We start from the raw sequence: 26,224 nt of genomic DNA on the forward strand, positions 1-26,224 counted from the left end.
GCAGGGAAAGGAAGTCTCAATTGTGAGAGCCGCTGTTCTCGCCGTTCCGTTGCCAGAAGAGTGCAGCCTCGTAATGGCCGCCGTTCCACAATAGCCATCGGATCTGCTCTTCGAGCCGTGGCGAATGCTCGTGAAGTCCCGCGGCGCGCTGGCAATGTCGGAGAACAGCCTCTCGGAGCCGTCGGGCTTCAGAAGGATCGAGCAGGTTTGACTTCAGGCAATGGACAGTGCGCGCAGCGAGGGCGGTCGCAGCAGAGACTTGCGCCGCTGTGCCGCCAGCCGTTCGCAGGATGTCGTTGTATTCGGCCTTGATACGATCATTGAGGCGAGCGCGGACCGCAGCGGCCTGCACGCGCAGTCCCGGTTCGGTGTCGCTCAAAGCTGCATCGAGAGCAGGACCATAATCCGCATGATATTTCTGAGCCACGATACCCAAAAGCCATTGCTTCTCGGTGAAGGAGCCGCAGGCCATGATGTGTGGGAACAGCCGCCGCGCTGGCCGCGACGTTCGTACCGCGCGCCCATTGTCGATGGATTCAGCAAGCAGCATGCTGGAGTCGAATGCGCCGCCGCCGTTTGACCAATCGGACCAGCGTTCAAGCAGTCGCGCACCGCTGCCGGAGAACCATGCGCCGGCAACGAGGATCATGCCCGCGACCATTCCGACGGGACCCGAAAACACGGCAAATGAGAAGCAGAGAACCGGCAAGGTCTGATCGTCCGGCATGACACGGGATATCGCGAGGGCCGCCGCGCAGAGAACGGCAAGATGCAGGAGGACGGCCGACGAAAGGGAAAGCGTTCCCTCAAGCGCCTTCATGAGGACGGCCGTATCGGCAGCGAATGTTGCAGCGAGAACGCAGAAGCTCCAGATGTCTGCGTTCCGCAACGATCTGAGGGAATATCTCGGCCGGGAAGTCATCACGACACAAGCCTTGGTTGCTCCTCTTGCAGCGCCTTCCGGGCGCTGCGGGCGGCGTCGCACCGGTCGAGTGTCAACGCGAGCTGCTGGCACAAGATGGATACAGCGATAGGGCCGGTAGATAGCCGATCGCGATCGATGTGCTGCACGACGAGCACGCCGTGAAGCCCATGGGATCGTGAGCTGGGAACCGGTCCAGCGAGCAATCCGGCCCCATTCAGAGCCGGACGATCGGCATCACACGCGATGGAAAGGACACGGTGCGGGCCCGTGCCACCGAATTGGATGGGTAGGGTGGGAGGGGCGTGACCGGTATCAGGATTGCAGCTCAAGTCCTCGTCGAGCGTGAAGGTCGATCCCCGTGGAGAGACCGCGCGCCAGAAGGCAACGCGCGCATCGGGCCCGAGCAGAGCCGTCGTAGCGAGTACGAAAGGCGCAGAGAGATCCTGCTCATCCGCAGACCTGAGCTTTGAAAGAGACGCAAGCAGCGTGTCGATGGACGTCTCGGATGCCGTTGCGATATCGCGTTCAAGCACCTCGATGTGGTCCGCAAGCTGCGTCCAGTGGGCTGCGATTGTTGCGCGTTGCCGCTGTGCCGCCTGCAACATCTCGGCGAGAGTGTCTCTCTCCTCAATGTGTCCAAGTCGGATCTCCCCGAGGATCAACGCGGCCACCAGCCACAACATCGGCTCGTGCCAGACGCGGAGCGCGTAGACATAATAATCTTCGTCGGGGATACGACTGGGCACCCCATGCAGCCAATAGAGAGCGATACCGACAAGCGCTGCCGCGAGCCCGGCGGCCGTACCATGGCGCACGCTGAGGAGCAGAACGGGGACCCAATAGGGATGCGGAGAAAAGGTCGGGAGGGGCCCTCGGCCGGGAGCGAGGTGTTCGACGGCCAACAGCAACGCGAAGAGGCCTACGATCTCCAGGCCGGCCAATGAGGAAAGAGAAAAGTCAGCTCCCCATTTGAACGCCGGAAACAACCGGGCCCCGACGCCAGATTGCCCGGGTGTCCGGTCTGTGCGATCGCCGACAAGGGTCCGAAACGACAGGCGAGCCATTGCAAAAACTTCATTCTGAAGCAGCGTAAGTAGGTGCCTACAATTCAAGCGTGTCTAAAATTAAAGATTTAATTAGTATTAATTTTATCGTTTCACCGTGAAGAGCCGTATGCGTCTTTGCCGCTCTTCGCACGCAGAGCGGCATCATGCGTCCGCCAGTCGCCTCTCGCGGAGGCGATATCCGCCAATGCCACGCGAAACTCTGGAGCGAGAGCCGCTACGCGCCAAGCGTAGATGAGAGTTCGATAGATGCCGTTCGGATCGAGTTTGTTCCCGAGGGCAATCCAGGTGTGCCTATCGTCGCGCGCGAGCCGCGAATAGTCGACTGTAGCAAAATATTGCCGAGCTAGCGGGACATTGCCGTCTGCCAGCGCGAGTTTGGCAGCAAACAGAGGATGTTGCCTGAGGGTCCGTTGAGAGAAGAGGGTTCGAAACGGAAACGCGCTCGCCGAGCCATGCCCGTCCGCTATTGCCTCCGCAACCAACATCGCTTGTCGCTCTTTTCCTGATGCCTTTGCGAGCGCGAACATCGCCCTGTAAGGCGTACCGACATCGCCGAGCTGCGAGGAGAGCTCGACAAAACGGCGTGCCTCGCGTCCCGTCTTTGGCCCAGACTCTGAGATCCAATCGGCCAGCAGCTTGCGGGCGGGGTTCCGAAAACCCGTAGCGATGAGGCTATCGACCGCCGAAAACGTGAAATCCCGGAACGCCGCGTCGTGCAACTTTGCAAAATCGCGAGCCAGATCGCCCTGACCTGCGCGTGCGAACGTGAGAACGAAATCGAGTGCGCAATCACGGTCCTTCCAAGCCTTCGTCCAGTTCAAGGCCTTTTCGAATGCCTCGGAATAACGTCGCTGCTCGATCAGCACATGAAAAAGCGTGATCCGGGGACTCTGCATCTGGATATCGGCCTGACTGTCGAGCAGGGCCAGAGCCGTTGATGCGGTATGGAAATCCTCTTTGTTTGCGGCGATAGCGCCGAGCCGCACGAGCCCCTCGGATTTGAGATAAGGCGTGTTGATCAGCGTCCTGAGAAGGTGCTCTTCGGCGTCAAGGCGGCCGTGCAACTGGTAAAACCCCAGCAACTTGTCTGCGATCTCCGGCGAAGGCGAGATCGCGAACAGCCGCTCCAGCGTCGCGATGCTCTGATCTAGTTGGCCTGTCACCCGATAAAATTCGACGAGGCGCTGCAGAGGGATAGGATCATCCGGACGCACAGAAGTGTACGCTTCGAGATAGCGGATGCTGTTCGTCAGCTTGCCGGCTTCATGATCCAGGTTCGCAACCTGAAGCAAGATCTGGGGGCGCCGGTCTCCGGCACGGTACAGGGATTCCAAGGCGTTCCGGGCTTCGAGCGTTTTGCCATCGCGAAGCAGCATCGTGATACGCTCTTCGGATCCGGGAAGAGCCAGGAAGCCCATCACCAGCGCACCCACGCCAACAACGGGCAGGCACCGCATCACCGCGCGCATGAGCGACCTCAGTCTAGGGCACACACTCCACTCTAACCGTGGTGAGTTCGTTAGTGTTAACGAAACGGCTCATATCCTTAATAGGTAGAGTGTATTCCAGCTTGCCCTCGTCGTCAGCTTCGACTTTCGCAGTCCATGTCTCCCTTTCAGCTCTCTCGGCCGTGATCTGATAGCCCGCCCCGGGAGTGAGCCCCTCCCAAACGAATTCTCCGGGACCGAAGCCGTGGGTTCGGTAGCGAAAGCCGCAGTCGCCTCTCGCCAGTTCTCGCAGCCGCCAACGGCTCTCCGCAAGAGACGCTCCGCCCGTCGGGCCGCCTTTTCCGGCATTCAACGCAACGATCGGATCGAGCACGTCGGGATCGAGCGCGACATAGAGTGATCCTGCATGACGGTTCTGCCCGAGCACACCGTGGCTCCGTCCGAGGTCGAGCGTGTGTTCCTCCGCGTCGTCAAATCTCACGGTCTCGAGTGCGCCGCGGTTGGCGATCGACCAGACCTGCGGCTCGAGCGGCGCAATTTGGGTGCTGAAGAAGCCGTTGGCCATCGCTGCATAGTGCGATGTCGTGATTGGTGCGATACTGGAGCTGCGAGCCGTCATAAGAAAGCTCTTCACGACGTCGAGAGAGGCCCGGCGCTCCGCTGAGTACACGTGATAGTAGACATTCATCCCCTTGAGCCGCCGCGGCAACTCTGTGTTGTCCAATGTTTGCGACAGTTGTTGCTGCCCCGCGAAGTTCGACGTCCATCCGTTCGTGTAGGTGTTTTCGTTGCTGTTGACCGCGTAGATCTGACGTTCGCGGCCGACGGCACGGCCGATTGGAGGCACGTAGGCGACGGACGGATAGCTCGAATCAAAGCGCGAGTCGCCGCCATTGATGTTGAGAACTCCGCTAGCACGCGTTGCCTTGATCGCATCCTCGAAAGGCCTCGTATTGCCGCTCCACTGCAGCACCATCGTCCGCTTCCCGTGCGGCGCGAGGCTTTCGGCCAATGCAAGGGAGCCGGCAATTTCCTGTTCGAGAACAAATGGGTCTCGCATAAACGCGCGAGGTAGATCAGCGGAACCGGCGACGTAGTCACCGGCCCGGTGGCGATGCCCGAACCCGAGCACGGCTCTAAAATTCTGCAGGTAGTTCGCAAGGCCGGGCTCGGGGGTATTTTCTTTGACCAGGGCGATTTCGCGGTTTCGATTGTAGCTGGCGAAGAACTCCCAGTTGAATGGATGCGTGTAAGTATGGCTCCCCACCTCCACCTGCGGCAGCGCGAAGATGCGCCGGGCGATGTTGCGAGCCTCCGGGCTTCCGCCAAGCCTGGGGTCGACGTCGCCTCCTATCAAGGCCACCGTAACCGGAAGGTCCGGGAACGGTGCGATGAGTTCGTCGAGCATCATTTCCGCCGAAAGCACGCCGCGCGGCAGCTCCCGGTCAACGGTTGTCACGTTGTTCCAGCCGTCACCGTCGACGTGGCTGAAATAAATTCGACGGCCTGAAACGGTGGTGACGTCGGGAATAGGAGCAAATCCGCTTCCGAATGCGCGGCGGAAGAACTCAAATGGATTGATGATCCACTGTCCGAGTTCGAGGGATTGCAGTTCGGGAAAGAACTCATATCCGAACGCCGCGTAGCCACCGCGCGGACTCGTAGCAACGAGAATGCTGCGACGGTCGCGATCGCGGCGCGGAGCTTGCACGGAGAGCAGGGGTTGGACATCGCGCGCGACGATCTCTGTGATGGGATAGGAAGGGAAGGTCGGATCGAGATCATGCTCGAATCCGATCATCGACGCATCTTTGACCAGCACGCGCGTGCCGAAGGTCGTGCTGACGTAGCCGCTGGTGAAGCCGAGGCCAATGCTGCCGACGAACATGTTGAGCGCGACCCGGGCGGTGCCCGTGGGATCGGCCCCGGTTTCCCCGAGTATGACGAATTTCGTGCCCTGACGGACCACCTTGCTGGCCCATCCCAAAAAGGGGAAAGGGTTCTTGAGAGGATCGGCAAACCACGACATGACCCCGGCATACCCCATGAGGCTTTTGGGCTCCGGAAGCGGCTCGTTCACGTCGTGATAGAGCAAATGATAACCGAGATGATTGAGCGGCATTTCCGCAAAGCGATGCAGCCGGGAATTCGCAACGTCGGACTCATGATCGGAATCGTACAGCGCCAGAATTTCGCGCCGCACGACCCCATCGGCGCGCGCCGGATCTATTGGCCAGGCAGCCAACGTCCAGAGCAGGACGCTCAGAATGCCGAATGCGATACGCCGCATGGCTGGATGATCCGTTACGAATTTGCATCCGAGAACGTGGCGCGGACGAATTCACGGTAGAGCATCACCTGGCGCGGTAATGCATCCTTATCCTTGAGTACCTTGGACAATACGATGCCGCCATCGACAACTGCCGAAAGCATGTCAGCGAGATCGTCGAGATCGACAAGTGCGCGCGGGGGGTATCGTTCCGCAATCCTATCGAGCCGGTCGCGAAAACGCTTTCGCCAATTCAGCACCGCCGACCTATTCAGGTTCCGTACTTCCTGGTCGAACATGCTTTCCTGGTAGCAGCAGGCCGCTATGAGGCACCCGGGATGACCGTTCGGCAGGTCACCCATCATCTCGGCCATCATCTTGAGGCCGACGAGAAATCCGTGCAGCGGATCTTCGTTGAGTTCGTCGGCCCGGCCGAACAATGTGTCGAACAGGCCCGTTTCGCGCGCGATGTAGCGCTCGAGAAGGACACGCGCGAGCTCTGTCTTGTCCTTGAAATGGTAGAAGAAGCCGCTCTTTGTAATGCCCGCGGCTGCGATCAGTTCGTCGATAGACGTCGCCGCGAAACCCTTCTCGAGCACAGCCGCCTCGGCAAGCTGCAGAACGCGCTCCCGGGCCTCGCCTCTTTTCTTTGGCACGTCCGACAGCATGTGAACTGGACCTTTGGTACAGTTTGGCTTCGGAGAAATGTATTTCACGCCACAAATATTGGCGCTGTAACGGCTGTAACCGGCTGACTCATACCTGGAAAATATAGTTTCGCGCAACTGCACCACGGGTTCACTAGCCGCCGCGCGCGGCATTCCATAGCTGTTCTGCTGATCGGCGGCCGAAGTTTCGAACTCGGCCGCAGCAATCAGAGGAGCGCGAACCTATGAGCAAGTACCGCAAGCAGCTGCCCCAGTGCGACGGCGGTCTCTTTCTGACCGACGGCGGCCTCGAAACGACTTTGATCTTCCACAATGGCCTCGATCTACCCCACTTCGCGGCATTCGATCTCATGCGCACGCAAAAGGGCAGGGTAACTTTGCGCCGTTACTATCTTCCCTACATCGAGAGTGCGCGCCAGAACGGTTTCGGCTTCATTTTGGACAGCCCGACGTGGCGCGCCAACCCTGAATGGGGCACAAAGCTCGGATACACCAGGGACGCCCTCGCGGCAGTCAATCGCGACAGTATCGAGCTGATGCAGGAATTGCGGGACGAGTTCGAAACGCCGGCGGCGGCGATGGTCGTGAGCGGCGCAATCGGACCGCGAGGCGACGGATACGAACCGGGAAACATCATGACGCTCGACGAGGCGGAAGCCTATCACCGCGAGCAGATCGAGGTTTTCTCCGATACCGGAGCTGACATGGTGTGTGCATTCACACTGACGAACGTCAACGAAGCGATCGGCATCACACGCGCGGCACAGGCTGTCTCTATACCGGTCGCGATTTCATTCACCCTGGAGACCGATGGTTTGCTGCCGACGGGCCAAACCCTGAGCGGCGCGATTGAAGCCTGTGATGCGGCAACCGCAAACGGGCCAGCCTACTACATGATCAACTGCGCACACCCCACGCACATCGAGAATGCATTGGCGGCAGAGGGGGATTGGCGCGTGCGCCTCACAGGTCTGCGCGCAAATGCATCTAGGCGCAGCCATGCCGAACTCAACGAGGCGCCGGATCTCGACGCAGGCGACCCGGTTGAGTTGGGCAATCAATACCGCGATCTCATGCGGCGCTTTCCCAATTTATCGATCGTCGGCGGCTGCTGCGGCACCGATAGCCGTCATGTCGGCTTTATCAGCACGGCGTGCAGGACAGCGAAGATGGCCGCGTGAGGGCGAACTCTGGCGCCGACGCTACGGGTACCGGCGTGTCGGCACCTTGAAGGCACCGAGAAACCGCAGCGACAAGACGTTTCCATCGCTGCTCGCGACCACGCAGTCCGCTTCCTTCTTGTCGGCGCTGGAATAGAGCTTGAGCGGACGCGCCAGCAGATGCGGTTTGATATCCTCTTGCCAGAGTACGATCTGCGCGGTGAGGGGCGACATGTCGCGAATGGTGCAGGGGCGTGGCATGATCATGCCTTCCGACCAGATATAACCCTCCTTCATCCTTTGCGGATTGCGGAAGTCGGTCGGCTTCAAAGTGCGGCCGTCGGATTTCGTCGGCTTCGACGGGTGGTCTCCCGACAGCGTAGATACCAGCGTCTTCCAGATAGCCATGTTCAAACCCATTCCCTGCGCCTTGAGAGAGCATCTGAAATGTTGGTGAACAAATCGATAATTCATTCCTTTTAGGTAGGAATGAACAACCTCATTGCGCCGGGATTCCTCCGCCATTTCAGAGGAACAAAGCCCCTCGCTACCGCGTTGGTTGGGACATCGCGAGGAGGCGAAATATGGCAGATCGCAAGGTCATCACACCTACGGAAGCGCGACAGGCTACGCCGCAGCAAACCAACTACCGCGTACTAACACGCTCACTCGTCATTGCGGTCATTGTGGCTGCCATCGTGTACGTGTTCTTCTACCTGCAGTCGCCTGCGTAGGCCGTCAGTCAGAGAACCGCGGGCGTCGAGTGTGCACTCAATGCCCGCCTTTTTTGCGCGCGCGTAGCTCTTGTTCCACATGGGCAAGATCATCGTCGATCAAGGGCGCGTACTTCTCACGCAAGCGGTGAAACTCCCGCTGAACGAGCGTGAGGTCGTCGTCCGACATGTCGTCGAGTTCGACCATGCTGGTCCGCGCGCCTTCGACAGCTCTTAGAAGTTCGTCGAGCTTGAGCGCCACCACGCGCGCGTCCCGGTTCTGCGTATTTTGGATGAGGAACACCATGAGAAACGTAACGATTGTTGTACCCGTGTTGATGACGAGCTGCCACGTATCCGAGTAGCCGAAAAAGCTACCGGTGCCCGCCCACACGACGACGACCACGCACGCAAGGAGGAACGCCCAGTACGTGCCGACCGCGTGCGAAGCAGCATCTGAAAAGCGCCAAAACATGTCCGTCATTGCAACCTCCTGATCATTCCCGGCCGCGGGCTCGTTCGGCACCCCAAAAAAGTGCCACGATTGATGCCCGTTCGGCTAAGAAGCATACGGAGCACCTCGCGTAGGACGGAGCTGAGCCCCGTGGACGGGATCAAGATAGGTTTGTGCGCCATTGGCGCTTTTTATGCCTTTGCCGGATATGTAGCGACGCGGGCTGCTCTGACATCGCATTTTTTGGACCGCGCGATCGCGGCGATCGGAGCGCAGCGGCCGGATCCCCGAGAAACCGCGCAGACCTATTGGCTGCTCGGGGCGGCGGGTTTGGTTCTGGCCGGAGGGATGGCGCTCGCTTTTCTATTGGACGTCGCCGTTTGGCTGTTTCTCGTGTCCGCCGCCGGACAGGCCGTCTATCTGTTCTTTCTTGCGCCCCGATATTTTGACGCCGCGGAACCAACCCCCGCCGCCGGCCGCCGCCAGTCCACGAATGCATTCGTGATCTACTTGGCGGCTACCGCGTTTGTCATCTGGGCCGCCTCGCAAGGTAAACTGGGGAGCTGGAGAGATGCCGACGGGCCTCTTGCTGCCATTCCGGCAGGAGCCTTCGTGGCATACGTGGTCTACGTGTTCTGGATGCTCACCAAATTGCCGTCTGGTGTTGGATCCAGGTCGCCGCTCGCCGGATTCGGTGCAGCTTCCCCTGAGGGATCACACAAGAACCCTGCGGATTGCACCCGTATCAAGGTGATGGCGGACTACCAATGCCACCCCCTTTGGGCGCTCGACGAGGATGTCTACGGAGACTTTGCGCCGGAAGAGCTGAACCTCTCCGTTGAGCTGACAAACGATCTCAACGCCTGGGCAGGTTCCTTCACGGCGTCTCTCAATCCGGACGATCCGGCGGAAAGCCTATGGAGCGAAGATCAGCATCGGGCGCACGAAGCCTTGGCCCGCCCGCTCGCCATCCGGCTGGCACGCGAGCTTCCCGACCGCATGATCTACGTACTGGATCGTGAGGTCGGCGTCGTGGAAGTCCGCGGGGATGAGGAGAACCCTCAGCCCCGCGGAGCAGGTATTTAACTTGCCGTTTGCCGCACACGGGTAAGCCCGACTAGGCCCCGGCCGCGCGCACCTGGGGCACCGAGCTCGCCGGCGCCTTCGCGGATTGAACCGCTGCATCGAGATGGTCGACGAGTGCGTCTTCAAGGCCGAGCGTAGCCGCGAGATAGCGAAGGTAAGCCTTCTCGGCGGGCGTGTCGGCTTCGATAGCGATCGCCGACGCCAGATACACTTCGCTGCGAACCTCCGGCGTTGCCGCCGCCGCAGCGAACTGCTGGGGCGACCAAGGCATCGCGATTTCGCGATCGAGGAACTGCTGCTCCTCTCCACCCACACCAGCATCGCCCAGGCGCCCGACGATCCGCTGGCGCTCGGTCGCATCGATGAGCCCGTCGGAGAGAGCCGAAGCAATCATTGCTCTCAGCAGCAGAAGCGCGTGTTCGTTTGCCGGAGGTGCACCGGGGATCGTTGCCCCGGACCGGGCGGCCGCGATGTACTCGGCTGCTCGTGTCCCGACCAGCGGCTTACCTTCGCGGTAGTTGCTATAGGCTTTGTAGGCGAGGCCGCCGACGGCCGCCGCGGCGCCGAGCTTCAACACGTCACCGGCAAGCTCGCGGCCGGAGCCGCTGCCAAGGAGAAGTGTTGCCAGCGTGCCGGCTGCCGCGCCGCCTGCAAAGCTTCCGCCCCGGCTTCCGAGGAAGCTTTTTGCCTGTTCGAGAAGATCGCTTGTTTGTGGGCCGCCTTGTGCGCCGGCATCATAACCCGGGCGCGTCGCAGGTACCGATCCCGCGCCCTGCGGCCCTTGCGCTCCCCCGAGTACCAAGTCGAGAAGCTTCGATGCGTCGATCATTGAGGTCTCCCAAGTTTTCTCCTGTAGACGCGTAGATAGGGAGAACCACGTAGACCTCAAGGTTGCAGTGCGAAAAAGGTCGCGGCGCACAATCACGTCGAGCGAGATACTGAGGGGGTTTCAAGATCAAGCGCTTGTTTCGGGCACCCAGGTACGCTTTAACGCTCAGGCACGCCCATCGGGCACGACAAGATCAAGAAGACCCGAGAGCGCGACATGCGGCCCCCCAATGCGATTGATTTTTGGCGTGGCGTCGCACTCGTCATGATCTTCGTCAATCACGTTCCTGGCCTCGACTACTCGATCCTGACGCTTCGCAACTACGCGATATCCGATGCGGCAGAATTGTTCGTCTTCCTGGCCGGATGCTCCCTTGCTTTCGTCGCAAACGGAACGAGAGTAAGGCCGGTTGGACAGGTCGTCTTCCGTCTGTTGATGCGCGCATTCGAGATCTGGCAAGCCCAGATCGTCAGCATTTCTGTCGCGATCGCGATGCTCGGAGCAAGTGCGATCGCGTTCACGGATCCGCTGCTGCTGGAGTGGCACAATGCGGGGCCGGCATTTTCTGACACCGTACGCGCCTCGATCGGTATGGTGCTGCTGACGTACCAGATCGGCTACTTCAACATCCTGCCGCTCTACGTCGCGCTGCTGTTACTATCCGTGGTGTTCGTCGTCATCGCCCGCTACTCGTTGACGTTGACGCTTGCAGCCTCGCTCGCGCTCTACGTAGCGACCCTCACTTACGAAATTCAATTCCCGAGCTGGCCCGCAAGCGGTGCGTGGTTCTTCAATCCTTTGTCGTGGCAACTCTTGATAGTCCTGGGCTTCCTCGCAATTGCCGCCAAGCGCAAGTTCCCCGATTGGGAAAGATGGGTGATGAGAGGGTGGCCCCTGGCCGTTGCGATCGTGTGTATTGGAACAGCGATCGTATGGGTGGACTACAGGCCGGACCCCTTGCTTGTGCCTGAGCCGAGGTATTTCTTTCTTTTTGATAAAGCTTATCTGTCTCCCGCGAGAATTTTGAGCATGCTCGCGATCGCGATTGCTTTCTATCCGGCCTTTCCGTTACTTTCACGCCAACTAGGACCCGTCGTGCGCTACTGCAGTAGCCTTGGGCGAAATTCTCTTGCCGTGTTTTGCGTGGCCTCGCTGCTCGCACTGGCTGGCCAGATCGTCAGGTACATCTACGGACCTTCGTTCGTGCTCGACACGGCGATCGTGGCGTCAGGTCTGCTTCTGTTGAGGTTCACCGCATGGGTCGCAGAGTATCAAGCCTCGGAATCCTGACAGCGGCCTTCGCCGTGGCGTCAGCTGCTGCCGTCATGGCCGCCGATCCCGTTGCTACGACGGCTCCTGCGGCCGCGCCGCTTGCGGCGCCCGTTCAACCGGGAGCGATCCAGGCTCAAGCTCGCCGGCCAATGGTCCGTACGGACAATCCGCGCGCCTCGAGTGAGTGCAAGGTCAAGAGCCCGGCGTATGAGGGACGCGCCGCGCTGCGGGCCGTACGCCGCGCAATCCTCGAAAAGCGTCCGGTGCGCGTCGTCGCTCTCGGTTCGTCATCGACAGTTGGCGTCGGCGCATCCTCTCCATTGGCAAGCTATCCCGTTCGCCTCGAAAACGACCTCGAAGGCGTCATCGATGGATTAAAGGTCGAGATGTTCACGCGCGGCCAGTCGGGTGAGGTTGCCGAGGGGGCAGCCGAGCGCATCAAGGCACAGGTTGCCGAAATCAAGCCGGACCTGGTCGTGTGGCAGGTCGGCACAAACGATGCCTTGGCGCGCATCGACGCCGAAGATTTCGGTAACCAGCTGCGCGAAACCCTGACATGGCTCGCATCGCACAAGATTGACGTGGTGCTGATCGATCCTCAGTACATCGAGCGCCTGTCCCAGGACCCGCTGTACACGGGGATCGTCAACGAGATCGCGACCGTCGCAAGCGAGATGCGCGTTCTTCTCGTCAACCGGTACGACGCGATGGCCGACCTCGCGCGCCAGCACCCCGGCTCGACGTACTTGGCCAACGATCGCTTTCACTTGAACGACCTTGGCTATCGCTGCATGGCTGAATATGCGGCACGCGCCATCGTCGCCGGTATTCTTCAGGCCGATACAGAAAACGGCGCGATGCACTAAGTGATTTTAGTCGGCGTTTGGCGGATGCACCTCAAGCATCCGCGCGAGCCTCGTGCGCAACAACCGTGACCGGCACGCTCGATAGCGAGAGAACGCGGTTTGCAGCGGTATTCGCACAGAGACCGGTGAGGTTCATGAGCGCGCGGGCAACCGGCGTGGTTTCCCGTTCCGGCAGGAAGATGTGATCGCATTGCTCCTCGCGTGCGATCCTGACGGCGATCGTGGCCTTTTCACCTGCTTCGACGCGCGCGCGAGCCGAAACACCAGCAACTTTCGCGCGCGCCATCGCCAGTGCCGTGACACGTGCCGACGTAGCCGCGCTCATGGCGCTGGCGTCCCGGTGAATCTGCCAGGGCGTCAGCGGGGCCATGATGTTGAGCAGGATGAGTTCCGAGCCAGATAGAGCGCTCGCAATTTCGAGGGCTCGATCAAGAGCAAGACCAGCTTGCACCGAGCCATCGACAACCACGAGCATTCGTTTCATTGCAAATCCGGCGAGGCCAACCGGCCTCAGTTGGTTTGGCTAAACCATGAAATTGAGCGCGATCAACGCGACCGCGGACGCGACAAGAAAGAGGTCGAACAGCTTTGTTCCGGTCGGCATGTTCGGCTTCTGCATGTGCATACTCAGCTCCTAGTCAACGACCGCGGCGATTTTCGAGAGCCGGACCGATCGCATTCTCCAACGGAGCATCGATTGCGTTCCGCTTCTCTCCGGGAACAGTCAACGGACCGGGATCGTCGGCATTGACAAGCGTAACCACGCGGACATGGGCGAAGCCCTGGGAATAGGCTGCTGGGAGGCGAAGGTCAGACTCGGCCTCAGAGGTGGCGTCGATCATCGGTTCCTCCGTTCGCGTTATAAGAATGTCAGGGCAGGGGGGCAGGGTGGTTAACGGCAAGGGAAGCTTGAGGCGATTGCCGTTTCCGAGCAATTGGCATCAGTACGTAGAGGCAGTCCATAGGGAGTATTACGTATCGCCCGAGGCCTGCAGCAGTGGAATATGGCAGCGCCTGCGCCGCGCGCGGAAGTAACTCAGAAAGCTGGCCGACGTTCCCTCCGATGATCGACGCCCGTGTTTACCGCCGAATTCTGCTGGGCTGCGCCTTCCTCGCGGCCTACGTGGCGCTCGACTACGTGAGTTATGTGAAGCCTTATCGCGGTCTCGGCATCACGCCGTGGAACCCGCCGCCGGGCCTGAGCATTGCAGCTGTTTTCCTCGGTGGATGGTTTTATGCACCGTTCGTGCTGATCGCGCCCGCTGTGGCGGATCTGCTTATCAGGGGGGCGGCGCTTGGCGCCAAGCTGGAGCTGATCTTGTCGCTGGCGATCGGAAGCACCTATCTCGCGGGCGGGCTCGCGCTTCAGCGCATCGCAACCTTCGATCCGCGGTTCCGCTTCGTACGCGACGCAATCACCATGATTGGCGTCGCCGTGTCGACCGCGCTCGTGGCGTCGGCGCTCTACGTCGTCATCCTGCTCTATTCGGGCACCATTTTTCAGACGGAAGTGGTGGCCGTCGCTTGGCGGGCCGCAGTTGGCGACATCATCGGCATCCTCGTCGTGGCACCGCTCGTATTTATGGCTGTCACATATCGGCCTTGGCCGAAGCCGGATGCGCTTGCGTTTGTGCAACTCTTGGCGATCTTCGGCACGCTAGCCATCGTGTTTGGCTATCAGGACGCGACGGCCTTCCAGCTCTTCTATTTGCTGTTTTTGCCGCTTCTCTGGATCGCGCTGCGCTATGGTCCGCCGGGGGCAGCCGTAGCGCTTCTCCTGATTCAGATCGGCTTGATCATCGGCGCTGAAATCCGCTTCGGTCCCGATCCCGGGCTTGGCGCGCTGCAGGTTTTGATGATCGCCCTGGCAATAACGGGTCTTATTGTCAGTACGATCGTAGCGGAACGGGAAGATACAGCCGCACGATTGCGCGACCAGCAGGCGTCGATCAACAGGGCGTTGCGAATCCGGTCGGCAGGAGAGGTCGCGGCCACGATTGCGCATGAGATAAACCAGCCGCTGACGGCGCTCAGCACGTATGCCGGGATCGCGGCGAAGGCGATGGAGGACGGCCGCTTTGATCTCGTCACGCGGGCGGTCGCCAAGATCAAGGCGGAGAGCGTTCGAGCGAATGAGGTGCTCCAAGGTATCCGCGAGCTTTTGCGGCAAGGCACGCTGACCAAACGCACAATCGATCTCAGATCGAAGCTGGAAGAGCTTGAGATGCTGCTTGGAGAGGATCTGGAGAAGAAGGGAATCCGTCTCGTGATGCTCGTGGAGCCCGATTTTCCACTGTTGAAGGCGGATGGCGTCCAGCTTCAGCAGGCCGTCCATAATCTGATCGTCAACAGTGCCGAAGCAATATTAGAGGTGGGTAGAGGCGGCACGATCGTTGTGAATGTCGCGGCAACCGGTGACGATGACGCTCGCATCGAGGTGCAGGACGATGGCCCGGGATTTCCGCCGGGATTTGACGTCAACGAACCCGCTCCGTTTACGACCACAAAACCGGAAGGATCGGGCCTCGGTCTTGCAGTGGCGAGATCCATTGCCGAGGCGCATGGAGGAAATCTTACGATCGTCACGTCGTCGCGGGGATCGCGCGTGGCCATGAAACTGCCGATCGAAAGGGAGGCCGATGAGCAAGACCGTTAGCGTCATCGACGACGAAGCGTCAGTACGGGAAGCTGTCGCGATGCTTCTCGAGACGCATGGGATGACCGTGAACGCCTACGAGAGCGCGGTCGCGTTTCTCGCAGCACCGTTTGCGGCCGGCTGTATCGTCAGTGACGTGCGTATGCCAGAGATTTCCGGTCTCGATCTCTTGCGCACTTTGCAGAGTTCCGACGATTCGCGTCCACTGATCCTGATGACGGGCCATGGCGATGTCGAGCTGGCGGTTCAAGCGATCAAGCTGGGCGCGTTCGATTTCGTCGAGAAGCCGTTCAGCAACGACCGCCTCGTTGGCAGCGTGGAGCAGGCCCTTGTCGCCTCCGAGAGCAGTCTCAAGGTGCGACTTGAGCTCGAGGACTTGAAAGCGAAACTGGCCTCGTTGTCCGAGCGACAGCGCGACACCATGCAGCTCCTCATTCGCGGCCTCTCCAACAAGGAGATCGGACAGCAGCTCGGGATTAGTCCTCGCACTGTCGAGATCCATCGCACTTGGGTAATGACGAAGATGTCCGCGCGCTCCATTGCGGACCTCGTACGAATGGGGATGGCACTCGGCATCGAGTGACGGATCTTGCGCCCTTAAGGAATTCTCCCGACCGCGAACGCCGTGCGCTGTGATGTGATTACCTCGGCTGTGGGCATTTCGACGGCGCGCTGTCGAGCCCGCAATCTGAATCTGCCAAAATGCGAAGATCGGAAGCCATGAGGGGTCGTAAAAATGGCAAGCTTTGCTTCATTCCGCTTGGGTGCGGCGGCGGTCATTCTCGCTGCCGGCGTTGCTCCGGCGATGGCCGACCAGACCGGCTTTGCATCCATGCACAATCAAGCACGCGTCGGCGGCAAGATGTGCATGACGGACCACTACCATTACGGCAGTGGCTCTGGCTCCACCAAGGCTGCGGCACAGAGGGACGCCGTTGCCTCCTGGCAGAGCTTCACGGATTTCGAGTACGGAAGCGATTGGGCCCGTTTCAGCAAGGCGGTCGGCAAGCGGATCAGCTGCTCTAAGTCGACGTCTGGCGTCGATTGTCAGGTTGAAGCACGCCCCTGCAGATAACTTTTCGGAGTTGGGACAACCGTTAATATTAACGGGCCTCTTTCACGGAATTCCGTACCCGGACTGGCTGATTTTAGGACAGATCTGTTGGCCCGGCCTATGCATCCGTCCCCTCATCGCGAGCTTTTTGGGCTCACGATCGACGTTTCGCATAGGTCACGAGGGCTTCCGTGTCAGCATCAAGCGTTAAAGCGGCGATTGGAAAATCGCGTCTGGCGTTTCTCGGTGTCGGTTTGTTCTCCGGCATCATTAACGTCCTGGTGCTCACCGGCTCGCTGTACATGCTGCAGGTGTACGATCGCGTACTGCCCTCGCGCAGTGTCCCGACGCTGATCGGCATCACGCTTCTCCTCGTCATCTTATACGCGGCCTACGGCGCGCTCGATTTCGCGCGTGTCCGTGCGTTGAGCCGCATCGGTCTCGGCATCGATCGTCAGCTCCGTTCGCGCGTGATGGAGGCGCTGCTCGCTCTGCCGCTACGCGCCCGCCAGGGCACGGATGCGCTTCAGCCGGTGCGTGACCTCGATCAGATCCGCTCGTTCCTGTCCGGCCTTGGGCCGACGGCGTTGTTCGACATGCCATGGCTGCCCGTTTACATCGGCCTCATCTATTTCCTGCACCCCATGCTCGGCCTCTTCGCCCTCGCCGCCGCTATTCTGCTGGTGGCGCTGACCGCCATCACCGAGATGAAGACCAGGAAGCCAGCCAAGGATGCGACTAAGAGCAGCTCCGAGCGCCACGCCTTCAGCGATGCCGCCCGTCGCAACGCGGAGGTTATCCAGGCCATGGGGCTGGGCCGTCGCATGGTCGGCAACTGGGAGAAGGTGAATGAGCGTTACCTGGTCGACCAGATGTCTATGTCCGACGCCGCGAGTGGCATCGGGTCGGTCTCGAAGGTGCTGCGCCTGCTTCTACAGTCCGGCATTCTCGGCCTTGGTGCCTATCTCGCCATCCAGGGCGAGCTGTCGCCAGGCTCTCTGATTGCGGGCTCCATCGTGCTCTCGCGCGCGCTTGCGCCGATCGAGGTCGCGATTGCCAACTGGAAGGGCTTCGTCGGCATGCGCCAGAGCATCAAGCGGCTCGACACGCTGCTCTCGGCACTGCCGGCACGCGAGGTCGCGACCGCCCTGCCGCGCCCGAAGGAGAAGCTCGAGGTCAAGGACTTGTCTGTGGCTCCGCCGGGCGAAACGCTGCCCGCCATCACGAACATCTCTTTCGCGCTGGAAGCCGGCGATGGGCTCGGCGTCATCGGACCGAGCGCCGCCGGAAAATCCACCCTCATTCGCGCCCTCGTCGGTGCCTGGAATCCGCTTCCGCGCGGCGGCAGCGTGCGGCTTGACGGCGCCACCCTTGATCAATGGGCGCCCGAAGCGATCGGCCGCGACATCGGATATCTCCCGCAGGACATCGCCCTGTTCGACGGTACGGTCGCCGAGAACATCGCGCGCATGGACCCGCAGGCCTCGAGCGAAATCGTCATCGCCGCCGCCAAGCTTGCCGGCATCCACGACATGATTGTGCACCTGCCCGACGGCTACGAAACCCGCATCGGGGATAGCGGCATGAAGCTGTCGGCCGGACAGCGTCAGCGTCTGGGACTTGCACGTGCGCTCTACGGAGATCCTTTCCTCGTCGTCCTCGATGAGCCGAACTCCAACCTCGACACGCAAGGCGACATGGCCTTGACGTCGGCCATCCGTTCAGTGCGGGAGCGCGGCGGCATCGTCGTCGTCGTCGCCCATCGCCCGTCGGCGCTCGCAGGTCTCGACAAGGTTCTTGCCCTCGCCAAAGGCCAGATCCAAGCCTTCGGCCCGCGCGACGAGGTTCTGAAGTCGGTTTTGCAGCCGGCCGCCCAGCCGCTACCCGCCCCGGTCCCGGTGGCCCCATCCATTGCAGCTTCGCTGATGCGAGCGCTTCCGCCCGGCCTGAAGGTCGTGGGCGAAGGCGTAGCCGCGGCGGGTTGAGGAGATCATCATGCAGAAGAGCCTCATGGCCCCCCAGGGTTCCACGCCAGCAAAAGCCCCTTCGCCGTTTCGCGAGGTGCGCGGATACATCGTCTTCGGGATCGCCGTCATCGCGACCCTCGTCGGCGGATTGGGGGTCTGGGCTGCCTCGATAGATCTCGCGGGCGCCGTCCTGGCGACCGGCAACGTCGTGGTCGACAGCAGCGTGAAGAAGGTCCAGCACCCGACGGGCGGCGTTGTCGGCGCGATCTACGTAACCGAGGGCCAGCATGTCGAAGCAGGCGAAGTTGTTGTCCGCCTCGACGAGACGGTGACGCGCGCGAACCTGCAGATGGTGTCGAAGCAGCTCGACGAAGTCACCGTCCGCCAGGCGCGGCTCAAGGCCGAGCAGAACGGCCTCGCCGAAATCGTGTTTCCAGAAGCCACTCAGGCCCGCCGCGCGGAGCCGGTGCTCGCCGAAATCATGGCCAGCGAGACTGCCCTGTTTGAAAACCGCCGCACGGCGCGAGAGGGACTCAAGGCACAGCTTCGCGAGCGCATTGCGCAGCTCCACGAGGAGATTGAGGGTCTCGTCGCCCAGAAGGCATCGCGCGGGCGGGAGCTCGAGTTCGCCAATGCCGAACTCGAAGGCCTCGAAAAGCTCGAAGGTAAGAGCCTTGTCAGCACGCCGCGCATCACCGCCGCACGCCGCACCGTCGCCCAGCTCGAGGGCGATATCGCACAGGTCGGCGCGGCCACGGCTCAGGCCAAAGGCAAGATCTCGGAAATCGAGCTGCAGATCCTGCAACTCGACCAGGAGATGAAGACGGAGGTCGGCAAAGAGCTTCGTGATCAGCAGGGCCGCGAGGCCGAGCTATCCGAACGTCGCGTCGCCGCCGAAGACCAGTTGAAGCGTATCGAGATCCGCGCGCCGCAGAGTGGCACTGTGCACCAGTTGACCGTGCATACGGTTGGCGGCGTCATCACGCCGTCCGAACCCGTCATGCTGATCGTGCCGAACGCCGACCGTCTCGTCATCGACGCCAAGGTCGCGCCCCAGGACATCGACCAGATCCGCACCGGCCAGCTCGCTCACGTGCGTTTCCCGGCTTTCAATCAGCGCACCACGCCTGACATGACGGCGACCGTCACGCGCGTCTCGGCCGATCTGATGATGGACCAGCAGCCCCATCCGGGGCAGGTTCAGCAGGGCGCAGCGCCTTATTACAGCGTCCGCCTGACCCTCACCGAGGAGGCTTCGAAGAAGCTCGGAAATCTGCGGCTCGTCCCCGGCATGCCCGCCGAAGTCCACATCACGACGGGCGAGCGCACCGCGCTGACCTACTTCACCAAGCCGCTCAGCGACCAGTTCTCCCGCGCCTTCAAGGAGCGCTAGTCGAGAAGCTTGCCGGGATTGAGAATGCCCTTGGGATCGAGCGCAGCCTTGATGCGCCGCATGAGCTCGATTTCAACGGGACTTTTGACGCGACGAAGCTCGTCCGCTTTGAGCCGCCCAATGCCGTGTTCGGCTGAAATCGATCCGCCGAGCGATAGGACGACCTCGTGCACGGCGCGCGCCATGGTCTCCCACAAGGCCAGGAAGTCGGCCTTCGCCATGCCCGGCGGCTGCGAGATGTTGTAGTGCACGTTGCCGTCGCCGAAGTGCCCGAACGGAACGGGACGGGCCCCAGGACAGATGCGCTCCACCACCGGCGCGGCCTGCTTGATGAATGCGACCACGCGGCTCACGGGCACCGAGACGTCGTGCTTGATCGAGCCGCCTTCGCCCTTCTGCGCTTCGGAGGCGGCCTCCCGCAAACGCCAGAGCTCCTGTCCCTGCTGCAGCGACGCCGCCAGAACCGCATCGCTCGCAAGACCCGCAGCCGCAGCGTCGGAAAGGATGCGTTCGAGAAGCGACGACGCGCGCCCTTCGGCTGAGCCGGAAATCTCCATCAGGACATACCATGGCGATGGGCTCGCGAACGGCGCACGCGTGCCCGGGATATGCCGGGTCACGAAGCCGAGCAATTCGCCAGACATGAACTCGAATGCGGTCAGAGCGTGCCCGGCTTCCCGTTCCGCAAGCTGGAACAGAGGGAGCAGAGCTTCCAGGCTCGGCACCGCGCAGAACGCTGTCGCCAATTCGCGCGGCTCGGGAAAGAGCTTCAGCGTTGCCGCCGTGATGACGCCGAGCGTCCCCTCGGAGCCGACAAACAGGTCGCGCAGATCGTACCCGGTGTTGTCCTTTTTGAGCGCGCGCAAGCCATCCCACACGGAACCGTCCGCCAGCACCACCTCAAGGCCGGACACCAGTGAGCGGGCCGTGCCATAGGACAGCACAGCGACCCCGCCCGCATTGGTCGCCAGGTTGCCGCCGATGGTGGCGCTCCCTTCCGACGCCAGGCTGAGGGGAAACAGTCGTCCGGCTTCCCGCGCCGCCTGCTGGACTTCGGCCAGCGTCGCGCCCGCCTCCACAGTCATGCTGTTTCCTGCCGGATCGAGGGTTCGGATCCGCTTCATCCGTGTGAGCGACAAAACGATCTCGCCGCCGCTTTCGTGCGGGATCTGGCCCCCGACGAGCCCGGTATTGCCGCCCTGGGCAACCACGCCGATACCTTCCGTATTGGCGAGAGCAAGGATTTTTGAAACTTCTTCCGTATTCGCCGGCTTCAAGACGAGCGGCGTACGCCCCACATAGAGGTCACGCCATTCGCGGAGGTAGGGGACTTGCTCACTGGGATCGCGGATCGCATGCTTAGCCCCGACGATCGCCGCGAAGCGGGCAATCAAATCGGCGCTCGGCATCTGGGCAGAGCGATCAGAGGACGACGTCATGGATGGGCTCTTGATGGTGCAATGGGCGTTCGCGTGCCGCCCGGACGCATGTCATTAGGTTCCCTTATCAGGCTTTGAGGTCATGAGGCAAAAATCGCGGTTAACGGCAAGTGTCATGCGGTTTGCATCCGTCACGCTCATGGCCATCAGTCTGATGGTCCTGGCAGGAGCCGTAGGTGCGCCAAGCGCCTGTGCTGACCCTCCCGGTGTTCCAGGCATCCGCCCGGACTTCAGGCCCATTCCGGCGCCGAGGATTACGCCGCGCACTCCGCCTGCGATTGTCCCCAAAGTCGCGCCCGGGCCCCGGTTTGGACCGAATCCAGGACTTTTGCGTCCGAACGCTCTTGGCCCCGGATGCACGGCGAGCTGCGGTTCGCGCTGCCAGATGATCTCGTGCTCGGGCCTCAACACCTCGCAATGCGCATCCGCCCGCCAACAATGCCGCGTCGCGTGCCGCACGCGCTGCTGATGGGTTAGGTGCGTGGCGCAGCCGCGCGGCGCAGGCGGTCGTTGATCGCTTCTCCCAGGCCGTGCTCCGGGATCGGCATCACCGCAATCGTCTTGGCGCCGGTCCGGTCCAGCGCCCGCAAGGACGCGAACAGTCCGGCGGCTGCTTCCACGAGATCGCCGCGCGGGCTGAGATTGAGGCTCGGCCCGTCCGTTGTCGGCACCTCTGCACCAAACGCAAGCAGCGCTTCGCCGGGTCGGACCTCGGTCGCATCGAGCCGCATTGCCGCTTCGGGAGCATAGTGACTGGCAAGCTGTCCAGGCGAAGTCGGGTGAACGTCGTCGCTCGCAGGACCTTCGCCGAGCGGACGCCCGAGTACGGCTTCGATCTCCTCGCGCGGAACAGCTCCCGGACGCAGCAGCACGACAGTCTCATCGCCGGACGCATCGAGCACCGTGCTCTCGAGCCCATGCGGCGTCGATCCGCCGTCCAGCACCATGCCCAACCGGCCTTCGAAGTCTTCGAGCACATGCTGGGCCGTCGTCGGGCTGACGCGCCCGCTCCGGTTCGCCGATGGAGCAGCGAGCGGCCGTTCCGCTGCGGCGAGCAAAGCTTGCGCAACAGGATGTCCTGGCACACGAATGGCAATCGTATCGAGCCCGGCCGACACGAGATCCGACACGGCCGCGTCGGCTCGCCGCTTCAGCACCAAAGTCAGTGGGCCGGGCCAGAACAGCGCTGCAAGCTTCCGCGCGCTAGGGGAAAGAACTGCGATCTTCTCCGCGTGCTCGAGATCGGGTACATGCACGATCAGCGGATTGAAACGCGGCCGTCCTTTGGTCTCGAAAATGGCGGCAACGGCACGTCCATTGGTGGCGTCGGCGCCGAGGCCATAGACGGTCTCGGTCGGAAACGCGACCAGCGCGCCCTGGCGCAGAAGGCGTCCCGCCGCCTCGATTGCCGTTTGATCCGCTGGAGTTGCTGCCATTCTGGGGGGATCCGCTGGGTGTCCGTTGCGCTCGAATGCCTTCCGCCCGATGATTGCAGCGCGCCCCGAAGGCCGATTCGCCCCGCGTCCGGAAAGGAACAATCATGAGCTACGTGGCTCCAGTAGACGACATCCTCTTCGCGCTCAAGACGGTGGGCGATGTTTCGGGCGACATGGATAAGGGCTGTGACGTCGCCGGTTTGGACGAGGAAACGCTTCAGGCCATCATCGAGGAAGCCGGAAAATTCGCTTCCGAAGAGCTGGCGCCACTCAACAAGGCGGGGGACCGCACACCCTCGCGCTGGGTTGACGGCAAGGTCGTCACGCCGCCTGGCTGGAAGGAAGCCTACACGGCCTTCCGCACGGCCGGGTGGAGCGCGCTGCCCTGCCCGGAGGAGTTCGGCGGTCAGGCGCTCCCCGAGACGGTCGCCATGGCCGTCTGCGAGATGTGGAACGCGGCCAACCTTTCGTTCGGCCTTTGCCCGTTGCTGACCCAGGGTGCCATCGACGCGCTCCATGCGGGCGGCTCCGATGAGCTCAAGCAACTCTATTTGCCGCGCATGATCAGCGGCGAGTGGACCGGCACCATGAACCTGACTGAGCCACACGCCGGCTCGGACCTCTCCGTCATCAAGACGCGCGCCGAGCGCAAGGGCGACGGCACCTACCGAATTTTCGGAACGAAGATCTTCATCACCTACGGCGATCATGACCTGACCGAGAACATCGTGCACCTCGTGCTGGCCCGGCTACCCGACGCGCCAGCGGGCACGCGTGGCATCTCGCTCTTCCTCGTGCCGAAGCGCCTCGTCGCGCAGGACGGAACGCTCGGTGCGGAGAACGACGTCGTCTGCGCGGGGCTCGAGCACAAGCTTGGCATTCACGGCAGCCCGACCGCCGTCATGAAGTTCGGCGAGAAGGACGGCGCGATCGGCTACCTCGTCGGCGAGGAGAACCGCGGTCTCAACACGATGTTCATTATGATGAATGCGGCCCGCCTTGCGGTTGGCATTCAAGGCGTCGCCGTCGCCGAGCGCGCGACGCAGCATGCGGTGGCTTACGCAAATGAGCGTCGCCAGGGCAAATCGCTCACTTCCAAATCCGCGAACATGGTGCCGATTGCCGAGCATCCGGACGTGCAGCGTACGCTGCTCACCATGCGTTCGATGACACACGCAGCCCGCGCGATCTGCTACGCAACTGCAGCCGAAACCGATAAAGCTCATCACGCTGCCACGGACGCCGAGCGCCGCACCGCCGCCGATCGCGCGGCCCTGTTGACGCCGATCGCCAAGGCCTTCTCCACCGACATCGGCTGCGAGGTGTCGTCCATGGGGATCCAAGTCCATGGCGGCATGGGCTTCATTGAAGAGACGGGCGCCGCGCAGTTCTACCGCGACGCTCGCATCCTGCCGATCTACGAAGGCACCAACGGCATCCAGGCCATCGACCTCGTGACGCGCAAATTGCCGCTCGCGGGCGGCCGCATCGTCAAGGACATCATTGCCGAGTTCGAAGCCACAGCGCGGCGCGTCAAGAGCGTGAACCGGCTCGAAATCGGCCGCATGGGTCAGCGCCTCGCGTCCACGGTCGTTGCCCTCGCCGAAGCGACCACCTGGATGGCAGACGCCATCGAGAACAGCCCGAACCTCGCGCTCGCCGGCGCGACGCCCTACTTGCGCCTGTTCGGGCTTGCGGCTGGCGGCCACTACCTCGCCAAGGGTGCGTTGCTGGGCCTGGAGCAAGGCGGCCCGCACGCCATGGAGCAGGTTGCCCTTGCGCGCTTCTTCGCCGAAAACATCTCAGTTGCGAGCCAGGGCTTGTCCGCCATCGTGATGTCGGGTGGCCATGCTGTGATCGGATCGATGCCAGAGACGACACCGGCCTGAGGGCTTAGCGTCGGCGCGGTCTTTTGAGGTCGGAGAGGCGGTCATGCGTGCAGTTCGCGGCGTTCTAGCCGCTGCGATTATCGCGGTGGGAATGCTCGCCGCGGCAGCTCCGTCGGACGCGGGCTGGCTCTCGCGCATCCTGCGCGGGGCGGGAGAGGCCGGCGGAGGTGCAGCCACCAAAGGGGCCGGCAAGCTCGGCCTCGGCGCCCTAGACAACGCAGCGGCTCACGTCGCGTCCTTGCCGAAGCTCGCGACCGGCACCGCGCTTGCCGCTCACATCACTCCTGAAGGCCATTGGAAGTTCGTGAGCCGGGAAGGCAACGTCTTCACCGCCGCAACGCCCGAGGAGCTGGCCCGCGTCGGCACGGCGTTGGCGCCGGAAGCGGTACCCGGCGGCAAGCTCGCCCTCTACCTGAGCGAGGACACGGTCTTCGCGGGCCGCACGGCCATGAAGGATCTGCCGAAAGACGCGGACCTGCATGTTGTCGTCGGCAAAGACGCATACCGCCTGCGACAAGGCGCAGACGGCAACCTCACCGCGGAATTCCGCCCGAACGTCGTCGTGGCATTGAGTGAGCGAGCCTTGTTCGAGGAGACGGTGTACCGGCTCGGGCGCCCGCTGAACCGATCGAACATTCGCGCGCTCTACCTCGAAACCGGCGGCCCCACGCACCTCTCCAGCGTGCCGCGTTTCGATCCCGCCACTAAAGCCGCGCTCGTCGATCAAGTCGATCCGAGCGCGCTTCCGGCCGCATTCTCGGGACTCAAGGGACAAACCGCGCTCATCTCCGGTCGCATCGAGGGCAACGTGTTGACGTTCCGGGGCGCGAGCGGTCCTGAGCAGACGGTCGACATTACAAAGCTCGTGCAGGCGGCTGAGCACGCCGACGTGAATCTCGTCCTGCTTCATACCGGCGTCGCCCACCAGCCGGGCGGTCGCAACTGGCTGTGGCAGAAAGTTGCCGTCTCTGGCCTCGACGAAGCCTTGAAACGCGCAACGTTCGCCGATTTCCTGAGCGGTCTCGGCGGCGCGAGTAGCGAACTCACGATCAAAGCTGCGGCCTCGTCTCAAGGCCGCCTTCTATTTTCCGCGGTACCGGTCAAATCGGCCTCCGCGCCGCTGACCGATGTCGTCGGCGGATGGCTCGGCTGGGAACACTGGCTCGGCGAAATTACAGGCAATGTCGCCGTGCAAGCGGCGCAGATCTATGCGCGCGACGAGGCGCGTGAGCGGGAGCTGGATGCACGTATCGTGACGGGCATCCCGTCGGTCTTCCAGTACACCTACCTGATCGCGCTGGCGCTCGGCGTGCTGGCATGGACAGTGACAAGCGACTGGTGGCGGCGCATCTGGCCGCCCGAGCAGCGCCAGGGTTACGCGGGCCGCATGGGCTACTGGGCCGCCAGGACGGTTCGCGTCCTGGCCTACGTCCTGCTGTTCCTTCCGCTTGTCGGTTTTCCGGCCTTCCTTTGGCTCTGCATCCTGCAAATCTGGGGCGTGCTGATGCTGCCCGTGCGGTTCGTGATATGGCTTCGCGGCCGCCTCGCCCCGCGCCGAGCCTGACCCGGGTCATTCGGACGCCGATAGGGCTGGCCTCAGAGGATCGCTCCGCTATCATGGGTGAATAAAAAA

24 protein-coding genes are annotated in these 26,224 nt (G+C 62.1%); 12 read left to right on the top strand and 12 right to left on the bottom strand.

Features of this window, described 5'->3' with window-relative positions; translation table 11 throughout:
• Positions 1 to 16 precede the first annotated feature (16 nt).
• The 5 genes from VHO05_RS01750 to VHO05_RS01770 form a co-directional block, all read right to left on the bottom strand.
• Positions 17 to 889 (bottom strand): hypothetical protein, encoded by an 873-nt coding sequence (locus VHO05_RS01750; RefSeq protein WP_329644890.1) that lies wholly within the window; start codon positions 887 to 889, stop codon positions 17 to 19.
• Positions 890 to 921: 32 nt separating this feature from the next.
• Positions 922 to 1,989 (bottom strand): hypothetical protein, encoded by a 1,068-nt coding sequence (locus VHO05_RS01755; RefSeq protein WP_329644891.1) that lies wholly within the window; start codon positions 1,987 to 1,989, stop codon positions 922 to 924.
• A 92-nt stretch (positions 1,990 to 2,081) separates the two neighbouring features.
• Positions 2,082 to 3,461 (bottom strand): hypothetical protein, encoded by a 1,380-nt coding sequence (locus VHO05_RS01760; RefSeq protein ID WP_329644892.1) that lies wholly within the window; start codon positions 3,459 to 3,461, stop codon positions 2,082 to 2,084.
• 13 nt (positions 3,462 to 3,474) lie between these two features.
• Positions 3,475 to 5,730, bottom strand: a complete 2,256-nt coding sequence (locus VHO05_RS01765; protein WP_329644893.1) for a hypothetical protein — start codon at positions 5,728 to 5,730, stop codon at positions 3,475 to 3,477.
• Between the two features lie 14 nt (positions 5,731 to 5,744).
• A complete protein-coding gene (locus VHO05_RS01770) occupies positions 5,745 to 6,377 on the bottom strand; it encodes a TetR/AcrR family transcriptional regulator (protein ID WP_329644894.1) in 633 nt (210 codons plus the stop codon).
• A 224-nt stretch (positions 6,378 to 6,601) separates the two neighbouring features.
• On the opposite strand from VHO05_RS01770, the gene VHO05_RS01775 reads away from it, so the two are divergent.
• Positions 6,602 to 7,558 carry a homocysteine S-methyltransferase family protein gene (locus VHO05_RS01775; RefSeq protein ID WP_329644895.1) on the top strand — a complete coding sequence of 319 codons (957 nt, stop codon included), beginning with the start codon at positions 6,602 to 6,604 and terminating at the stop codon, positions 7,556 to 7,558.
• 21 nt (positions 7,559 to 7,579) lie between these two features.
• On the opposite strand, the gene VHO05_RS01780 is transcribed toward VHO05_RS01775, so the two are convergent.
• Positions 7,580 to 7,945 carry a hypothetical protein gene (locus VHO05_RS01780; RefSeq protein WP_329644896.1) on the bottom strand — a complete coding sequence of 122 codons (366 nt, stop codon included), beginning with the start codon at positions 7,943 to 7,945 and terminating at the stop codon, positions 7,580 to 7,582.
• A 176-nt stretch (positions 7,946 to 8,121) separates the two neighbouring features.
• Here VHO05_RS01780 and VHO05_RS01785 point away from each other — a divergent pair, with 176 nt between their 5' ends.
• The gene (locus VHO05_RS01785) at positions 8,122 to 8,271 is read left to right on the top strand and encodes a hypothetical protein (RefSeq protein ID WP_329644897.1); all 150 of its coding nucleotides are present in this window, start codon (positions 8,122 to 8,124) and stop codon (positions 8,269 to 8,271) included.
• Between the two features lie 37 nt (positions 8,272 to 8,308).
• On the opposite strand, the gene VHO05_RS01790 is transcribed toward VHO05_RS01785, so the two are convergent.
• A complete protein-coding gene (locus VHO05_RS01790) occupies positions 8,309 to 8,734 on the bottom strand; it encodes a low affinity iron permease family protein (RefSeq protein WP_329644898.1) in 426 nt (141 codons plus the stop codon).
• A gap of 120 nt (positions 8,735 to 8,854) precedes the next feature.
• Between VHO05_RS01790 and VHO05_RS01795 the strand changes: the two genes are divergently transcribed.
• Positions 8,855 to 9,790: a hypothetical protein gene (locus VHO05_RS01795; protein ID WP_329644899.1), complete on the top strand. Its 936-nt coding sequence runs from the start codon at positions 8,855 to 8,857 to the stop codon at positions 9,788 to 9,790.
• Between the two features lie 31 nt (positions 9,791 to 9,821).
• On the opposite strand, the gene VHO05_RS01800 is transcribed toward VHO05_RS01795, so the two are convergent.
• Positions 9,822 to 10,619: a tellurite resistance TerB family protein gene (locus tag VHO05_RS01800; RefSeq protein WP_329644900.1), complete on the bottom strand. Its 798-nt coding sequence runs from the start codon at positions 10,617 to 10,619 to the stop codon at positions 9,822 to 9,824.
• Positions 10,620 to 10,835: 216 nt separating this feature from the next.
• Between VHO05_RS01800 and VHO05_RS01805 the strand changes: the two genes are divergently transcribed.
• Together VHO05_RS01805 and VHO05_RS01810 are read left to right on the top strand one after the other, a co-directional pair.
• Positions 10,836 to 11,909: an OpgC family protein gene (locus tag VHO05_RS01805; RefSeq protein WP_329644901.1), complete on the top strand. Its 1,074-nt coding sequence runs from the start codon at positions 10,836 to 10,838 to the stop codon at positions 11,907 to 11,909.
• Positions 11,876 to 12,757: an SGNH/GDSL hydrolase family protein gene (locus tag VHO05_RS01810; RefSeq protein ID WP_329644902.1), complete on the top strand. Its 882-nt coding sequence runs from the start codon at positions 11,876 to 11,878 to the stop codon at positions 12,755 to 12,757. The genes VHO05_RS01805 and VHO05_RS01810 overlap by 34 nt, the downstream gene beginning before the upstream one ends.
• 31 nt (positions 12,758 to 12,788) lie before the next feature.
• Here the strand turns inward: VHO05_RS01810 and VHO05_RS01815 are convergent, their stop codons facing one another.
• Together VHO05_RS01815 and VHO05_RS01820 are read right to left on the bottom strand one after the other, a co-directional pair.
• A complete protein-coding gene (locus VHO05_RS01815; protein ID WP_329644903.1) occupies positions 12,789 to 13,241 on the bottom strand; it encodes a universal stress protein in 453 nt (150 codons plus the stop codon).
• Positions 13,242 to 13,395: 154 nt separating this feature from the next.
• Positions 13,396 to 13,599, bottom strand: a complete 204-nt coding sequence (locus tag VHO05_RS01820; protein ID WP_329644904.1) for a hypothetical protein — start codon at positions 13,597 to 13,599, stop codon at positions 13,396 to 13,398.
• A gap of 221 nt (positions 13,600 to 13,820) precedes the next feature.
• On the opposite strand from VHO05_RS01820, the gene VHO05_RS01825 reads away from it, so the two are divergent.
• The 5 genes from VHO05_RS01825 (at position 13,821) to VHO05_RS01845 (ending at position 19,827) form a co-directional block, all read left to right on the top strand.
• A complete protein-coding gene (locus VHO05_RS01825; protein ID WP_329644905.1) occupies positions 13,821 to 15,413 on the top strand; it encodes an ATP-binding protein in 1,593 nt (530 codons plus the stop codon).
• Positions 15,397 to 15,996 carry a response regulator transcription factor gene (locus VHO05_RS01830; RefSeq protein WP_329644906.1) on the top strand — a complete coding sequence of 200 codons (600 nt, stop codon included), beginning with the start codon at positions 15,397 to 15,399 and terminating at the stop codon, positions 15,994 to 15,996. The genes VHO05_RS01825 and VHO05_RS01830 overlap by 17 nt, the downstream gene beginning before the upstream one ends.
• A gap of 153 nt (positions 15,997 to 16,149) precedes the next feature.
• Positions 16,150 to 16,488, top strand: a complete 339-nt coding sequence (locus VHO05_RS01835) for a hypothetical protein (RefSeq protein ID WP_329644907.1) — start codon at positions 16,150 to 16,152, stop codon at positions 16,486 to 16,488.
• A 170-nt stretch (positions 16,489 to 16,658) separates the two neighbouring features.
• Positions 16,659 to 18,452 carry a type I secretion system permease/ATPase gene (locus VHO05_RS01840; protein ID WP_329644908.1) on the top strand — a complete coding sequence of 598 codons (1,794 nt, stop codon included), beginning with the start codon at positions 16,659 to 16,661 and terminating at the stop codon, positions 18,450 to 18,452.
• Between the two features lie 10 nt (positions 18,453 to 18,462).
• A complete protein-coding gene (locus VHO05_RS01845) occupies positions 18,463 to 19,827 on the top strand; it encodes an HlyD family type I secretion periplasmic adaptor subunit (protein ID WP_329644909.1) in 1,365 nt (454 codons plus the stop codon).
• On the opposite strand, the gene VHO05_RS01850 is transcribed toward VHO05_RS01845, so the two are convergent.
• Entirely contained in the window at positions 19,824 to 21,266 is a 1,443-nt protein-coding gene (locus VHO05_RS01850; protein WP_329644910.1) for an FAD-binding oxidoreductase, read from the bottom strand. The two genes, VHO05_RS01845 and VHO05_RS01850, sit on opposite strands and share 4 nt — an antisense overlap.
• 473 nt (positions 21,267 to 21,739) lie before the next feature.
• Positions 21,740 to 22,702 carry an L-threonylcarbamoyladenylate synthase gene (locus tag VHO05_RS01855; RefSeq protein WP_329644911.1) on the bottom strand — a complete coding sequence of 321 codons (963 nt, stop codon included), beginning with the start codon at positions 22,700 to 22,702 and terminating at the stop codon, positions 21,740 to 21,742.
• A gap of 104 nt (positions 22,703 to 22,806) precedes the next feature.
• Here VHO05_RS01855 and VHO05_RS01860 point away from each other — a divergent pair, with 104 nt between their 5' ends.
• Positions 22,807 to 24,591, top strand: coding sequence for an acyl-CoA dehydrogenase (locus VHO05_RS01860; protein WP_329644912.1), 1,785 nt, complete (start codon positions 22,807 to 22,809; stop codon positions 24,589 to 24,591).
• Between the two features lie 43 nt (positions 24,592 to 24,634).
• Complete coding sequence (locus VHO05_RS01865; RefSeq protein ID WP_329644913.1) at positions 24,635 to 26,155, top strand: hypothetical protein; 1,521 nt, start codon at positions 24,635 to 24,637, stop codon at positions 26,153 to 26,155.
• Positions 26,156 to 26,224: the final 69 nt, after the last annotated feature.

The sequence above is a fragment of the Hyphomicrobium sp. genome, assembly GCF_036262015.1.
In the GTDB taxonomy this organism is placed as follows: domain Bacteria; phylum Pseudomonadota; class Alphaproteobacteria; order Rhizobiales; family Hyphomicrobiaceae; genus Hyphomicrobium_C.

Coding starts and splice junctions, on each gene's coding strand:
- VHO05_RS01755 (WP_329644891.1), bottom strand. CDS start 1,989: ATGGCTCGCCTGTCGTTTCGGACCCTTGTCGGCGATCGCACAGACCGG.
- VHO05_RS01760 (WP_329644892.1), bottom strand. CDS start 3,461: ATGCGCGCGGTGATGCGGTGCCTGCCCGTTGTTGGCGTGGGTGCGCTG.
- VHO05_RS01765 (WP_329644893.1), bottom strand. CDS start 5,730: ATGCGGCGTATCGCATTCGGCATTCTGAGCGTCCTGCTCTGGACGTTG.
- VHO05_RS01770 (WP_329644894.1), bottom strand. CDS start 6,377: ATGCTGTCGGACGTGCCAAAGAAAAGAGGCGAGGCCCGGGAGCGCGTT.
- VHO05_RS01775 (WP_329644895.1), top strand. CDS start 6,602: ATGAGCAAGTACCGCAAGCAGCTGCCCCAGTGCGACGGCGGTCTCTTT.
- VHO05_RS01780 (WP_329644896.1), bottom strand. CDS start 7,945: ATGGCTATCTGGAAGACGCTGGTATCTACGCTGTCGGGAGACCACCCG.
- VHO05_RS01785 (WP_329644897.1), top strand. CDS start 8,122: ATGGCAGATCGCAAGGTCATCACACCTACGGAAGCGCGACAGGCTACG.
- VHO05_RS01790 (WP_329644898.1), bottom strand. CDS start 8,734: ATGACGGACATGTTTTGGCGCTTTTCAGATGCTGCTTCGCACGCGGTC.
- VHO05_RS01800 (WP_329644900.1), bottom strand. CDS start 10,619: ATGATCGACGCATCGAAGCTTCTCGACTTGGTACTCGGGGGAGCGCAA.
- VHO05_RS01805 (WP_329644901.1), top strand. CDS start 10,836: ATGCGGCCCCCCAATGCGATTGATTTTTGGCGTGGCGTCGCACTCGTC.
- VHO05_RS01810 (WP_329644902.1), top strand. CDS start 11,876: ATGGGTCGCAGAGTATCAAGCCTCGGAATCCTGACAGCGGCCTTCGCC.
- VHO05_RS01815 (WP_329644903.1), bottom strand. CDS start 13,241: ATGAAACGAATGCTCGTGGTTGTCGATGGCTCGGTGCAAGCTGGTCTT.
- VHO05_RS01820 (WP_329644904.1), bottom strand. CDS start 13,599: ATGATCGACGCCACCTCTGAGGCCGAGTCTGACCTTCGCCTCCCAGCA.
- VHO05_RS01825 (WP_329644905.1), top strand. CDS start 13,821: ATGATCGACGCCCGTGTTTACCGCCGAATTCTGCTGGGCTGCGCCTTC.
- VHO05_RS01830 (WP_329644906.1), top strand. CDS start 15,397: ATGAGCAAGACCGTTAGCGTCATCGACGACGAAGCGTCAGTACGGGAA.
- VHO05_RS01835 (WP_329644907.1), top strand. CDS start 16,150: ATGGCAAGCTTTGCTTCATTCCGCTTGGGTGCGGCGGCGGTCATTCTC.
- VHO05_RS01845 (WP_329644909.1), top strand. CDS start 18,463: ATGCAGAAGAGCCTCATGGCCCCCCAGGGTTCCACGCCAGCAAAAGCC.
- VHO05_RS01850 (WP_329644910.1), bottom strand. CDS start 21,266: ATGACGTCGTCCTCTGATCGCTCTGCCCAGATGCCGAGCGCCGATTTG.
- VHO05_RS01855 (WP_329644911.1), bottom strand. CDS start 22,702: ATGGCAGCAACTCCAGCGGATCAAACGGCAATCGAGGCGGCGGGACGC.
- VHO05_RS01860 (WP_329644912.1), top strand. CDS start 22,807: ATGAGCTACGTGGCTCCAGTAGACGACATCCTCTTCGCGCTCAAGACG.
- VHO05_RS01865 (WP_329644913.1), top strand. CDS start 24,635: ATGCGTGCAGTTCGCGGCGTTCTAGCCGCTGCGATTATCGCGGTGGGA.